The organism is Corynebacterium sp. MSK074, assembly GCF_030229735.1.
GTDB lineage: Bacteria > Actinomycetota > Actinomycetes > Mycobacteriales > Mycobacteriaceae > Corynebacterium.
In genome coordinates this window covers 227010-240242 of sequence record NZ_JASPIX010000001.1, presented here as the reverse complement: position 1 = coordinate 240242, position 13233 = coordinate 227010, and the positions used below count along the sequence as shown (strand labels likewise).

Annotated in this window: 16 protein-coding genes; 5 read left to right on the top strand and 11 right to left on the bottom strand. The window is 59.5% G+C overall.

All coding sequences use genetic code 11. The features are described 5' to 3' along the window. Positions 1–3: 3 nt before the first annotated feature. Both miaA and QP965_RS01115 read right to left on the bottom strand, forming a co-directional pair. Positions 4–900: a tRNA (adenosine(37)-N6)-dimethylallyltransferase MiaA gene (gene miaA / locus QP965_RS01120; protein WP_284843859.1), complete on the bottom strand. Its 897-nt coding sequence runs from the start codon at positions 898–900 to the stop codon at positions 4–6. Further along, the gene (locus QP965_RS01115; RefSeq protein WP_284843858.1) at positions 900–1499 is read right to left on the bottom strand and encodes a hypothetical protein; all 600 of its coding nucleotides are present in this window, start codon (positions 1497–1499) and stop codon (positions 900–902) included. The genes miaA and QP965_RS01115 overlap by 1 nt, the downstream gene beginning before the upstream one ends. A 136-nt stretch (positions 1500–1635) precedes the next feature. On the opposite strand from QP965_RS01115, the gene QP965_RS01110 reads away from it, so the two are divergent. Continuing rightward, positions 1636–2940: a DUF349 domain-containing protein gene (locus QP965_RS01110; protein ID WP_284843857.1), complete on the top strand. Its 1305-nt coding sequence runs from the start codon at positions 1636–1638 to the stop codon at positions 2938–2940. Continuing rightward, on the top strand, positions 2940–4070 hold the full coding sequence (locus tag QP965_RS01105) for a GNAT family N-acetyltransferase (protein ID WP_284843856.1): 1131 nt from the start codon (positions 2940–2942) through the stop codon (positions 4068–4070). The genes QP965_RS01110 and QP965_RS01105 overlap by 1 nt, the downstream gene beginning before the upstream one ends. 11 nt (positions 4071–4081) lie before the next feature. Here QP965_RS01105 and QP965_RS01100 read toward each other — a convergent pair whose 3' ends face one another. The 5 genes from QP965_RS01100 to QP965_RS01080 form a co-directional block, all read right to left on the bottom strand. After that, positions 4082–4711, bottom strand: coding sequence for an Rv2732c family membrane protein (locus QP965_RS01100; protein ID WP_284843855.1), 630 nt, complete (start codon positions 4709–4711; stop codon positions 4082–4084). Positions 4712–4733: 22 nt separating this feature from the next. Further along, entirely contained in the window at positions 4734–6296 is a 1563-nt protein-coding gene (gene miaB, locus QP965_RS01095; protein ID WP_284843854.1) for a tRNA (N6-isopentenyl adenosine(37)-C2)-methylthiotransferase MiaB, read from the bottom strand. A gap of 45 nt (positions 6297–6341) precedes the next feature. Beyond that, on the bottom strand, positions 6342–6944 hold the full coding sequence (recX, locus tag QP965_RS01090; protein WP_284843853.1) for a recombination regulator RecX: 603 nt from the start codon (positions 6942–6944) through the stop codon (positions 6342–6344). A 49-nt stretch (positions 6945–6993) separates the two neighbouring features. Then, on the bottom strand, positions 6994–8130 hold the full coding sequence (gene recA / locus QP965_RS01085; RefSeq protein WP_005328639.1) for a recombinase RecA: 1137 nt from the start codon (positions 8128–8130) through the stop codon (positions 6994–6996). Between the two features lie 182 nt (positions 8131–8312). Continuing rightward, positions 8313–8528, bottom strand: a complete 216-nt coding sequence (locus tag QP965_RS01080) for a DUF3046 domain-containing protein (protein WP_005325117.1) — start codon at positions 8526–8528, stop codon at positions 8313–8315. 163 nt (positions 8529–8691) lie between these two features. Between QP965_RS01080 and QP965_RS01075 the strand changes: the two genes are divergently transcribed. From QP965_RS01075 to QP965_RS01065, 3 genes are read left to right on the top strand one after another with little or no spacing between them, the layout of a single operon-like run. Next, positions 8692–9255 carry a biotin transporter BioY gene (locus QP965_RS01075; RefSeq protein WP_284843852.1) on the top strand — a complete coding sequence of 188 codons (564 nt, stop codon included), beginning with the start codon at positions 8692–8694 and terminating at the stop codon, positions 9253–9255. Further along, the gene (locus QP965_RS01070) at positions 9255–9947 is read left to right on the top strand and encodes an energy-coupling factor ABC transporter ATP-binding protein (protein ID WP_284843851.1); all 693 of its coding nucleotides are present in this window, start codon (positions 9255–9257) and stop codon (positions 9945–9947) included. Before QP965_RS01075 ends, QP965_RS01070 begins: the two co-directional genes overlap by 1 nt. An 11-nt stretch (positions 9948–9958) precedes the next feature. Beyond that, the gene (locus QP965_RS01065; protein WP_005325123.1) at positions 9959–10579 is read left to right on the top strand and encodes an energy-coupling factor transporter transmembrane component T family protein; all 621 of its coding nucleotides are present in this window, start codon (positions 9959–9961) and stop codon (positions 10577–10579) included. A 78-nt stretch (positions 10580–10657) separates the two neighbouring features. On the opposite strand, the gene QP965_RS01060 is transcribed toward QP965_RS01065, so the two are convergent. The 4 genes from QP965_RS01060 to pgsA all read right to left on the bottom strand — a co-directional run bounded on the left by QP965_RS01060 (position 10658) and on the right by pgsA (position 13179). After that, complete coding sequence (locus tag QP965_RS01060) at positions 10658–11518, bottom strand: PspA/IM30 family protein (RefSeq protein ID WP_284843850.1); 861 nt, start codon at positions 11516–11518, stop codon at positions 10658–10660. Positions 11519–11700: 182 nt separating this feature from the next. Then, positions 11701–12063 (bottom strand): helix-turn-helix domain-containing protein, encoded by a 363-nt coding sequence (locus tag QP965_RS01055; protein WP_284843849.1) that lies wholly within the window; start codon positions 12061–12063, stop codon positions 11701–11703. A gap of 26 nt (positions 12064–12089) precedes the next feature. Further along, on the bottom strand, positions 12090–12587 hold the full coding sequence (locus tag QP965_RS01050) for a CinA family protein (protein ID WP_284843848.1): 498 nt from the start codon (positions 12585–12587) through the stop codon (positions 12090–12092). A 7-nt stretch (positions 12588–12594) separates the two neighbouring features. Next, on the bottom strand, positions 12595–13179 hold the full coding sequence (pgsA, locus tag QP965_RS01045) for a CDP-diacylglycerol--glycerol-3-phosphate 3-phosphatidyltransferase (RefSeq protein WP_284843847.1): 585 nt from the start codon (positions 13177–13179) through the stop codon (positions 12595–12597). Positions 13180–13233 lie beyond the last annotated feature (54 nt).

Genomic DNA, 13233 nt, shown 5'->3' with positions numbered 1-13233 from the left:
TCCCTACCCTAGCGCGCGCAGCGCCTGGGCGGTCGTATCGCCCGCGGCATCCAACCACATGATGCGCTTATCGCGGTTGAACCAGGAACGTTGGCGGCGCACGTAGCGCCGTGTCCCGGTAATAGTGCGCTCGACGGCCTCATCCCACGTAAGTTCGCCACGCTGGGCTTGGAATACCTGCGCATAGCCAATGGCGCGCCCGGCCGTGGAATCGGCCACCAAGCCCTGGGATTGGAGGCGCTCGACTTCCTCGATGAGCCCGCGCTCAAACATCTGGCGCGTGCGCAGCTCGATGCGCGGATTAAGCCAATCTGCGGTAGTGCGCAGGCCGAGCAAACGGGTGCCCCACCGCGGCGGGGCGTCCTTCGGCGGCTGACTAGCCTTATAAGGTTTACCGGTCAGTTCGATGACCTCCAAGGCACGCACGGTGCGCCGTGGGTCCTTATCTTCAATGATGGCGGCCGCGGCCGGATCCACCTGCGCCAGCTCCTCATGCAGGGCATCGGTACCGATTTCTACGCGCCGGGCCTCATACTTGGCGCGGACGGCGGGGTCGGTGGGTGGGAACTGCCAGTCGTCGACCAGCGCTTGGGCATAAAGCATGGAGCCGCCGACTAGGATTGGCGTCTTGCCGCGGGCCATGATGCCTTTTACGTCCGCGATGGCATCGCGCTGGTAGCGCGCCACAGAAGCGGTCTCGGTCACGTCCCACACATCGAGCTGGTGGTGCGGGATTCCCTCGCGCTCGGCCGCGGTGAGCTTGGCGGTGCCAATGTCCATACCGCGGTAGAGCTGCATGGAATCGACGTTGACCACCTCACCGTCCAGCTCCTGCGCCAGCGCTAAGCCCAGCGCAGATTTGCCGGAGGCGGTGGGGCCAAACACTGCTATCGGGCGCATTAGACCTCCCACCCTGCAACGTAACGGCCGACACCCAGGGTGGCGTCGGTGGCCAGCAACTGCGCCTTCTTTGGTTGCAGTCCTGCTAACTCCTCCCACAGCGCGGGCTCTACCACACCGCGCTGGCAAAGCCACTCGCCTGCCTTGCTTGCCGACGCCCCCATGAGCACCTCCTCGCACCACTCATGCGCTTCCTGGGCACCGGGAACGAGCGCCAAGGGGGCGCGCTCGGCCAGGCCCGCGCTGCCATCTGCCACGACGATGGTCAGAGCCGCCGGATCCGGCTGGCCGATGTGCTCCCGGCTAGCGCGGGCGTGAAGCTGCGGCACGCTGTGCAGCACGTACCGGGCCATGATCTCCGGAAGGAAGTTGCCGCCGCCCAGGTCCGTGGCCGCGCCCCAGGCCCGTAAGCTTCCGGTATGGGCGGTATACCAGCGCTTATCCTGGCTGCCGACGATATCTACTTCCACTATTCCAGCGGCTGCAGCCTCCACTGCGAGCGTACGGGCAGCGGCAAGCAGTGCGCGAGAAGCAGCGTCATTGGTGGAAAGCTCCACGGCCAGCGCCGGTGACGCAGGCATTACCATGAGATTGAACATTATTCCTCCATACTATCTACCCAAGTGGAGGTAATTAAATAGAATCTGGGCACGCGCGGGATATTCGCGGTAATGTATCCAGTGATTTTATTCGGCAGCCGTGACGCGCGGCGATCTATGCATAGGAGGGCTTGTCATGTCTCCCATCCCTACCCCAGGTTCCATGCCCAAGAAGGGCCCTCGTCCCACCGCAAAGCCTGTTCCCGTGCAGGCACCAAGCAAGAATGACCCGGCTAAATGGGGCCGCGTCGACGCGGATGGTTCCGTCTTCGTCTCTGCTCCGGAGGGCGAACGCAAGATCGGCGAATGGCAGGCCGGCACCCCCGAGGAGGGCCTACAGCACTACGGCGCGCGCTACGACGACCTCTCCACCGAAATTGAATTGCTCGAGGCTCGCCTGCGCGCCAACCCCAGCGAGGCCGCTGGCATCAAGAAGACCGCAGCGCAATTGCGCGAGACCCTGCCAACCGCTGCGGTCATCGGAGACATCGCAGCACTTGACCGCCGCCTTGTTGCCGTCATTGAGCACTCGGTAGAAGCCGGCGAGCAGGCGCAGGCCGATAAGGAGCGCCGCCGCGAGGAAGCTATTGCTGCCAAGGAAAAACTGGCAGCTGAGGCAGAAGAAATTGCCGAAAACTCCACCGAATGGAAGGCTGCCGGCGACCGCATCCGCGCCATCTTAGAAGAGTGGAAGCAGATTAAGGGCATTGATCGCAAGACCGATGATGCCCTGTGGAAGCGCTACTCCCGCGCCCGCGACTCCTTCAACCGCCGTCGCGGCTCCCACTTTGCCGAGCTGGACCGCGCCCGTGCGGTTGCCCGCAAGAAGAAGGAAGAACTCGTCGAGCGCGCCGAGGCCATCCAGGATTCCACCGAGTGGGGCCCCACCGCCCGCGCCTACCGCGATTTGATGACCGAGTGGAAGGCCGCCGGCCGCGCCCCGCGCGACGTGGACGATAAGCTCTGGGCCCGCTTCCGCGCCGCCCAAGACAAATTCTTCAATGCCCGCAATGCCGTCAATGACGAGCGCGACCGCGAATTTGCAGAGAATGCCAAGGCCAAGGACGCCTTGATTGCGGAGTACGACGGCCAGATCGACCCGTCCAAGGGAATCGAAGGAGCTAAGGCCAAGCTGCGCGAGCTGCAGGAAAAGTGGGAAGAAATTGGCTTCGTTCCCCGCAAGCAGGTGCGCGAGTACGAGTCCAAGATTGAGGCGCTGGAGCAGCGCGTCACCGAGGCAGAAAAGTCCGAGTGGCGCCGCACCGACCCAGAGGCGCAAGCACGCGTGGCGCAGTTCCAGGCTAAGGTCGATGAGTTTAACTCTCAGGCCGAGGCAGCTGAGGCCAAGGGCAATGCGAAAAAGGCCGCTGATCTGCGTGCGCAGGCCGAGCAGTGGCAGGCTTTTGCCGACGCCGCCGCTAACGCCGTCAATGACAAGTAGTGCACCTCGTCCACATTGCGCGGCCACCGCGGCCGGCGCACTCGCCTACCGCTCACGCCCAGCCCAGCGAACCTGCGGACTGTATTCGCAGCTTCGTCTTTTGGGCCAACTTGGCGGCCCAAGAAGCCAGCGGCGATGCCGCGGCATCGACGTCGCCGGGCCGTGTGGTCCAGCGTCTGCAGGGTTCTAGCGAATCACAGACCTATCTCTTTGCCGTAGTGGACGGCGACTCCACCCTTGGTGAGGTTTCTGATCTTGGCCTGCCGCTTATCCCCTCGGTGGAACCGAGCCCGGAGCTGGATTACCTCGGGTTCATCCACATTAGCCTGCCGCTGTTGGAAGAGCGCGAGGCAGCAGAGATTGAATGCGTGCTGTGTGATTTGCCCCTTCCTGGCGAGCAACTGGATGAAGAAGGGCGCAAGGTTGCCGAGTGGATGGGTGCAAAGGCGCTGGAGCTGGCCCGGAAACTCGGCCGCACCGTAGCGCACGTGGGACTATTGCACCCGCCGGGCGCGGACCCAGACTACGACGCTATGGGCAGCATCTACCGCGAGCTGGGATTTACGCAAAGGCATGCGGAGCACCAGCTGGTGATGGACATCCCCGAAAGCCCTGTCGCAGCACTGCTCCCGGCGGGAATCACGGCCCGAGTCTGGCCGGATTACGACATCCCTGAGGGCTACCTCGACGAGGTCATGCGGCTGCTTAGCCTAGCGTCCACAGACGCGGAAACTGGTGATCTGACGGTGGAGCCCATCGTGTGGACGCGTGCCCGATTGCGCGAAGCGCACAGCCGGCTGCGCTCTCGTCGCGGGCACACACTTCTTATCGCACTTACCGCCGAGGACGGGAGCATTCTCGCACTGACCGAGATGGCTCGGCACGAGGACGCGAATCCTGAAGTTTGCGAGTGGACTCTGACTGTGACCGATCGCCCGCACCGGCGCCGGGGACTTGCGCAGCTAGCCAAGCTCACTGCGCTGCATGAGGTGGCGCGCTATTGGCCGCGGGTACGGCGCTGCTACTGCTCCGTTGCCGCCAAGGACGCGGCCATGAATGCCATTTACCGCAGCCTGGGCGCCCGGGAACTCTCCCGCTCTTCTGCGTGGGAGTTGCGGCTGCGGGATTAGTGGCGGTAGGCCTACTGCTCGCCGCGCTGGGCGCGGTGGCGTTCGGCGGCTTGCTTGCGGCGATTGTCCTCCAGTGGCTCCCGCTGCGGTGCCGCGTCTATCCTGGATTGGAATTCGCCCACCTCATCGAGCTGTCCGGCGGTGGCGCGCACGCGGGCTTCGGCAGCCTTCTGCTCTGGACTGCGGCGCAGCGCCACCATGCTATAGGCCAAAAATGCTAGGAAAGTAGCCAGCATTCCTACCCACATTCCCAGCGACGCCCCGTCGGCAGTAGAGCCACGGAACCAGAAGCCCCATAGGTTGGCGAAAAAGGACACCGTCACCAACATCCACGCGATGAGCCCCGGCGTAGCGCGACGGGTGAACAGCGTCACCGGAGTAAGAATGCCCAACCCAATGAGCGCGAGCCACGCGGAGACGGTTTCCATGATGGAAATCCTCACGCCACTCGACGTGGTGCCGAACGTCAATGCCTCCCAACCATGGGCTGGACCGGCGTAGGGCAAAATCAGGTAGAGGATATAGACCACCACTGCAATACTCAGCGTCACCTTGTGACCGCCGAGGTCCATTGTTTGTGCTGCTCTACGCTCAGCGTTAGCTGCATTGTGGGCTGCGGTGGTCGAATGTTCCTCAGTCATGGCTCCCTAGCCTACTCCCCTGCTAGCAACCGCAAGAATCGCCGGATTCGGCCGCCGCGGGCTTGCCAATCGACGGCAAACCCAGACCGACGCCGATGGGTGCGGTGGTAGGCGTTTCGCCGGCAGCAGACATGTCGCCGGCCTTGGTGCGGGTGTGGGAGGTCACGGCGGCGTCGGCAAGCAAGAAGAAGGAGCCCGCACCGGTGACCTGGGTATGCACCACATCACCCGGGCGGATCTCCGCCGAAATATCCGTGCCGTCCGAATCAACCGGGGTAAAGTGCACCAGGCGGCCATCGCGCGCGCGGCCGGTCATGCGGTGGGTTTCATCGTTCTTGCGGCCACCTTCGGCCTGCACCAAAAGCTCCACATCCGTGCCGATGAGCTTCTTGTTTTCCTCTGCCTGAATGCTATCTTGCAGGGCAACGAGACGCTCGAAACGATCCTGGACGACCTCCTTGGGAATCTGGTCCTCCATTTCCGCAGCCGGGGTTCCCGGACGCGGTGAATACTGGAAGGTAAAGGCCGAGGCAAAGCGAGCGCGGCGCACAAGCTCCATGGTGTCTTGGAAGTCTTCCTCGGTCTCGCCTGGGAAGCCCACGATGATATCGGTCGTGATTGCGGCGTGCGGAATTTTCTCCCGTACTTCGTCCAAAATCCGCAGGAACTTCTTAGTGCGGTAGGAACGGCGCATGTCCTTAAGGACCTTGTCGGAGCCGGACTGCAGCGGCATATGCAACTGCGGGCACACGGCCGGGGTCTCAGCCATGGCATCGATGACGTCGGAAGTAAACTCCGCCGGGTGCGGGGAGGTAAAGCGCAATCGCTCAAGGCCATCGATCTTGCCCACCTCGCGCAGCAGCTTAGAAAAGGCGAAACGGTCGCGTGGCATGTCGGGATCGGCAAAATTAACGCCATAAGCATTGACGTTTTGCCCCAACAGGGTGACCTCAGATACGCCCTGGTCCACCAAGGCTTTAACCTCGGCCAAGATATCGCCAGGCCGGCGATCCTCTTCCTTACCGCGCAAGGAAGGAACAATACAGAAGGTGCAGGTGTTATTGCAGCCTACAGAAACAGAAACCCAGCCGGCATAGGCAGACTCACGCTTGGCTGGCAAGACCGACGGAAAAGCCTCGAGGGAATCAACGATTTCCACCTGGGCTTCATCGTTGTGGCGGGCGCGCTCCAGCAGCGTCGGCAGGGCCGCCATATTGTGAGTGCCAAAGACAGCATCAACCCACGGGGCATTATCTAGGACGGTGTCCTTGTCTTTCTGCGCCAAGCAACCGCCCACGGCAATTTGCATGCCGGGATGGTTTTCTTTTGTCTTCTTCAAGGCACCCAACGTGCCGTAGAGCCGCTTATCGGCATTTTCGCGCACGGCGCAGGTATTAAAGACGATGAGATCTGGCTCCACGCCCTCGCCGGCGGCCGCGTAGCCGGCCTCCTCCAAGAGGCCAGAGATGCGCTCTGAATCGTGCACATTCATCTGGCAGCCGAAAGTTCGGACTTCATAAGTACGGTTATCTGCGATTGTCTGCTCCACGTCGGCATAGTTTAGCCATGAAGCTAGGCATCTCATAACTGCCGCGTCTTTGTCATTTCGGCGCAACCGTGGCCCGCCGAATCAGTCCTCTGCGCGCAATTCCGCGCACCGCGCGTCAAGGGCTGCGATTGCAATCTGCAGCGACATCCCTTCATTGAAGCCACGGCGTGCCAACACACCCACGATGCGGCGTAGGGCCTTGTCGCGCTCCTTGCGATCCGAGGGGACAGCTTTAATGGAGCGAGCCTTCTTTTCCGCAAGGGCCTGTGCCATGGCTTGTTCATCGGCAGGGTCGATTTGCTCGAGGGCCTCAGCACGGTCAGCCTCGCTCACGCCCTTTTCCCGCAATTCCCTGTTGAGAACCGAGCTGGACTTGCCGCGCCGCTTATGCCGTTGGCGCACCCACTCGTGTGCAAAAGCGGCGTCATTCACCAGGCCAGCGTGGGCTAAATCATCTAACACGTTCTCAACGACATCTGGCTCAAACTCGGCTTTTACTAGACGATCATAGAGTTCTTTCCGGGACCTAGAGCGCTGATCCAAAAGACCCAGTGCCCGAGAGCGGACTTTGGCCTTGGCCTCTTCTGCCTCTCGATCGAAGAGCCCGCCCCCAGCTGCTCCATTCTCATAGGCCTCGAGGGCCTGACGGAGTTGGGCGAGCTTTTCGGGGGCGGGCTGATTCATGATGCAGATTCAAATGGTACGCGGAGTGTGTGGGGACGGGTTAGACGTTTTAGTCGTCATCAAAATCGACGTTTGGAACGAGATCAACGGACTCATCGGTCAATGGATCATCGGCTCCAGGAACGTCCATCGCGGCACCCTCTTCACCTTCAGCCGCGGCCTCGCCGATACCGAGCTTCTGGAAAATCTTCTGCTCGATTTCATTGGCCAGATCCGGGTTATCCTTCAGGAAATTACGCGCTTTCTCCTTACCCTGGCCCAGCTGGTCGCCTTCGTAGGTAAACCAGGAGCCGGACTTGCGGATGAAACCGTTTTCGACGCCAAGATCAATGATGGACGACTCGCGAGAAATGCCCTCGCCATACATGATGTCGAACTCGGCAATCTTAAATGGTGGCGAGACCTTATTCTTTACTACCTTGAGCTTGGTGCGGTTACCGATGGCATCCTGGCCATCTTTTAAGGTCTGGATGCGGCGGATATCGCAGCGCACCGAAGAGTAGAACTTGAGCGCCTTACCACCGGTGGTGGTCTCTGGCGAGCCGAACATCACGCCAATCTTTTCGCGCAGCTGGTTAATGAAGATAGCGGTGGTACCGGAGTTGTACAGGGCACCGGTCATCTTACGCAGCGCCTGCGACATCAGGCGGGCCTGAAGGCCGACGTGACTATCTCCCATCTCACCTTCAATTTCCGCCTTCGGGGTAAGGGCAGCTACGGAGTCAACGACGATGATGTCGATTGCGCCGGAGCGTACCAGCATATCGGCAATCTCCAAGGCCTGTTCGCCGGTATCTGGCTGGGACACCAAGAGGTTATCGGTATCCACGCCAAGCAGGCGAGCATACTGCGGGTCGAGCGCGTGCTCGGCGTCAATAAACGCGGCAATGCCGCCATCCTTTTGCGCGGATGCAATAGCGTGCAGCGCAACAGTGGTCTTACCAGAAGACTCCGGGCCATAAATCTCTACGATGCGCCCGCGCGGGAAACCGCCAATACCAAGAGCGACATCGATTGCGGTATTACCGGAAGAAATGGCCTTAATCGGTGGGCGGTTGTCATCGCCCAGGCGCATCACAGCGCCTTTGCCGTAATCCTTCTCAATCATGGCCATTGCGGCATCGAGGGCCTTTTGGCGGTCATCTCCCTTAGAGGCAGCAGAAGAAGACTTCTTTTTGGTTGCCATTAACTTTCATCCTTATCTTTAACGACGATGTACTAACGCATTATTAGACTGCCGTGGAACTCAAACGGTTCCCTCCGTCAACGCCATCCCACTGTAGACGACTGCATCGACACTTCCGCCATCTTACATACATCTGTTCGAATTTTGAAAGTGAACACGCCAGTCCGTCCAATTCGACCGCTCTATAAAGTTGGGTAATCGACTCCCAACCTGCGCTCCTTCGGTACATCAAAGTCATCGCACAGGCTCAGCCAGACGCGACGCGGATCGACGCCGCGTTCGATAAGCTCATCGGGCGTTGCCCCGAGGTCGGGCAAGACATGGGAGTGGCTAATCCACTTTCCCTTAGACTCGCCAAATTCGTCCACAATGAGCTGGTGATACTCGGTCAATCGCATGCGCGCTATCCTACCCAGCGCTTAAGCACGGGCGCCAGCGGTCCAGAAAGCCTCGATTGGAAGCCCGCCACAATAGCTCCGGCTCACAATGATCAGCCTCGAATGAACACCGTTCAAAACCCTCAATTGTCTGCAGTTTTCATGCAGTGCTAACCTCTTGAGCATGAAAAAGAACTCTCTGGCAACCACCATTGCCTATGTTGCCGTGTTTACCGCTCTCGTCATTGTCCTTGCCTTCGTATCCATCCCCGTCGGTTCGGCCGGCGTGCCCATTGTGCTGCAAAACGCAGCGCTGATCCTCGCCGGCCTAATTTTGGGCAGCAAGCGCGGCGGTTACGTGGGACTACTCTTCTTGTTCCTGGGTCTCGCCCTCCCAGTTCTGGCAGGTGGCGGTACCACGCTGCGCGCGCTGGCAGGCCCAACCGCGGGCTACATCATCGGCTATGTTCTCTCGCCAGCAGTCGCAGGTGCAATTGCCTACCGCTCCCCTAAGAGCAAGGGCGGCATGGCGGTCATGCTTGCCATCGCTGCCGTTGCCGGCCTTGCCGTCCAATACATCTGCGGCGCCTTTGGTCTCATGATCCGCTCTGGCTTGGACATTGGTCCAGCCTTCGCCGCCCAATTGCCCTTCATCCCTGTCGATGCCGGAAAGCTTGTCGTTGCCGTCATCATCGCTATCGGTGTTCACTCAGCCTTCCCCGATCTGATGGGACGAAAGGCTGCCTAGTGCCCACGATCGACTTTTCCTCGGTCTCGGTGGCTTTTGATGACACCGTGGTGCTCGAGGACATCAACCTCACCCTCACTGAACAGCGCATTGGCATTATCGGCCAGAATGGTGGCGGGAAATCCACCTTGACCCGGCTCATTAATGGGTTGGGCGAGCCTAGTGAAGGTACGGTGACGGTGGACCAGATGGACGTCGCCAAGCAGGGCAAAAAGGTGCGCGAAAAGGTGGGGTTCGTCTTTTCGGATGCCGAAAACCAGATTGTCATGCCCAATGTGCGCGATGACGTCGCCTTTTCGCTCCGCCGCTTTAAGCTGCCCAAACACGAGCGCCTTGCCCGCGTAGATGCTGCCCTCGAGCGCTTCGGACTCGCCGAATTTGCTGAGCGCTCACCGCATACGCTCTCCGGCGGACAAAAGCAGCTCCTCGCGCTGGCAGCGGTCATGGTCATCGACCCGATTCTCATCATCGCTGATGAGCCCACTACCCTGCTGGATCTACGCAACCGCGATCGGATCAAAAGAGAATTCGCGCGACTGGAACAGCAACTGATTGTGGTCACGCACGACCTGGAATTTCTGCGCGATTTTGATCGGGTCATTTGCATCGATAACCACCGCATCGCCGCGGATGGCCGGCCGGCCGAGGTCATAGATTTTTACCAAGACCTCATGGCCCAGCGGCCGCTGTAGGGAGAATTCTCATGCAACGACGCACGAATCTCCCACTTTCCGTCTATGTTGATGGCACCAGCTTTGTTCATCGCATCAAACCTAGCTGGAAGATCGCATTCCTCTTAGTCTTTATCCTGGTCACCAGCATCTTTTTCAAGTCCATTCCGTGGGCAGCAGGCGGTGTCATTTTCGTCGTCTTTCTCTATGCTTGCGCCCGGATTCCACTAGGCATTGCCTGGAGTCAGATCTGGCCGCCCCTCTTTTTCCTAGTCCCCTTGGCAGGCTTTCAATGGTGGGCAAAGGACTTCGACTATGCGGCGGTGATGTTCCTCAATGTCTTTGCCGCTATGATGGCTGCCTTCTTGCTCACGCTGACCTCCACGGTAGATGAAATCATGGAGTCGCTGGAAGAATCGCTGCAGCCCCTAAAGCGACTGGGAATACCGGTAGAAAACATCAGCTTAGCTATGTCACTGACTATTCGGCTCATCCCGCTGATGTTTGAAACCGTCTATGAAGTCCTAGATGCCCGCAAAGCGCGCGGTGCCGGGATGTCCCCGCTCGCATTTGGCACCCCGGTTATCATTCGCTCCATCCGGCGAGCGCGCGCGATGGGTGAAGCGTTACAGGCCCGCGGCGTCGGCGACTAGCAGCAAAAGTTATCGCCTCCCTTGCACCACCACATGATGGCCGAGGGAGGCGATAACTATTTAAAAGACAGTCGGGGTTTACTCCCCACGCAGCTCACGCAGCCGGGCCTGCACAGCATCGTTGTTGGCATTGCCTGGCTGAGCAGCGTTGTCGGCAGCAGAGCCGGACGCTTTATTGCCCTCAATGGCCTGAGCCTTATTGCCTTCCACGGACTTGGAGGAATTCATTTCATTGCGAATCTGCTCTAAGCGGGAGTGGCCGGCCATCTGAATACCGGCTTGTTGTACCTCGGCCATGCGGTTTTCCACGGAGTTCTCAGCAAGCTCAGCCTGGCCCAGCGCCTTGGAGTAACGGCGCTCAATCTTATCGCGCACAGCATCCAGAGACGGCGTATTGCCATTGGCAGTCAGCTCGTTCATGGAGTTCAAAGACTCAGAAACCTTTTCCTGCATCTTTGCCTGCTCCAGCTGGGAAAGCAGCTTGGAGCGCTCATTGACCTTTTCGCGCAGCGCGGCGTTATTACGCTGAACCGCATTCTTGGCCTTTTCTGCCTGCTGCAGTGCTTGGTCGTGCAGCTTCTTGGTATCCTCCACGGACTCCTCAGCCGTAACCAGCTGGGCGGCGAAGGCCTCGGCCGCGTTCTCGTACTCCACGGCCTTATTTTCATCGCCCTTGGCACGAGCCTGATCAGCCAATTCCAGAGCCTGGCGAGCATTGCCTTGCAGCTTTTCTACCTCTGCCAAACGGCGGTTAAGCTGCATTTCCAGCTGACGCTGGTTACCAATCACGGCGGCCGCCTGCTGAGACAGCTCCTGGTGCTGGCGCTGAGCATCCTCAATAGCCTGCTCGATCTGCACCTTCGGATCGGCGTTTTCCTCGATCTTATTATCGAAGAGTGCCATCAGGTACTTCCAGCCCTTAACAAATGGGTTCGCCATGGTGTGCTTCAACCTTTCTAGGTTAAAAATGTGCGTAATGTTCTGCTGTTTATACTAGCGAAGCGCTGTTTCCACCGCTTGCACTCCCCGCGGTCGCGGGCGCTTGCCGACGCCCCCTTAACCATCACAGCCGACCTTCCTCGCAAGAGAATAGGCCGGCTGTTGACATAGACCGCTATGGGCTAAAGCTCTGATGCGGCAGGTGCCGTATGGGCTAGCTCCTCATCCATGGAGGGCAGGGCCATGTAACCGGCCGCTTCAATCAATACGTCCGAGACTGAGCAATCCAGCGCGTGGCACACAGACGCAAGAAGCTCAGACGAGACTTCCTTGCGGCCGCGTTCGAGCTCTGAAAGGTAACCCGGCGATACGCGGGCCACTCCGGCCAATTCGCGCAGGGTCACTCCTTTGTCCGCGCGGAAGGCGCGCAGCGTCAACCCAAGAGCCTCACGCAAAAGCGGCTCAGGGGTACGAGCAGTGGCGGGCGCCGCTGGTGCAGCAGCGCCGTTTACCGGGTGTTCGAGGACTGCAGTAGAAGTGTTCATCACTATGGTCAACGCTCCTTGTCTCGTTATTGTTCCCGCAGTGCCGGATTTTCTTCCAAAGTTGAGCCCAGGAGCCGCAAGGCGGCTGCGACCGTGGCCTCTCTGATTTCGTTTCGCTCCTTGCCCAATCCGGAGAGCAACTGGGAGAATGCCACTCTGCCAGGAGAATAGATGCCGATATATACGGTGCCCGCCGGCTTGCCTTCCTGTAGGTCTGGTCCCGCCACCCCGGTAAGGCCTATCCCCCAGTCCGCGGCGGTTTCTGCCACCGCCGCGCGCGCCATTGCAAGGGCGGTCTCACCAGAAACCACACCGGCTGCTTCGATATCGGCTACCGGTTGGTGCAAAAAGTGGGATTTCACCTCGGTGGCATATGTTACAAGCCCTCCGCGCAACACAGCCGAAGCTCCAGGGACGGAAGCCACCGTGGCGCTGGCCAACCCAGCAGTAAGTGACTCGCAAAAGGACAAAGTTTCGCCGCGCTCGGTGAGTTCAGATACGAGGCGGGCCGCCATGGAGCTCATGAACTACCTAGCTATTCTGCTTCTTGCCGTCGATGAGGTACTGAACGCCGGTAACCACGGTCACCACTGCGGCCAAGAGCATCACTAGGAAAATAGGAACGTTCATCCACTCCGGCAAGGGCCACAGATACAGCCCGACTGCCACGGATTGCAATACAGTCTTCAGCTTGCCGCCCTTCGAAGCAGGAACGACCTTGCCGCGGCGCAACAAAACCATACGCCAGATGGTGATACCGAACTCACGGATGAGAATGACCACGGTAATCCACACTGGCAGTACCCCAATGATGTTGAGGCATACCAATGCGGTAGTCATAAGCGCTTTATCCGCGATGGGATCAGCGATTTTACCAAAATTGGTGATAAGGCCACGGGCACGTGCGATGTCCCCGTCGAGCTTATCTGTGAGCATCAAGACCGCGAATAGGCCAAAAGCCCACCAGTCATGGCAGGCAATCACCAGCCATGCGAAAACCGGAATGAAAAGAATGCGCAGGCTGGTGAGAATATTTGGCAGGTTCCAATTGGATACCTGTGGATTCACATCCGAGGATTGCGCTGACTGTGTTCCGGGTTGATTCACGTTATACATACTACCTGTTAGCACCAAGCACCTGCGCTTGGATGCCCCTGCATTTTAAAATGC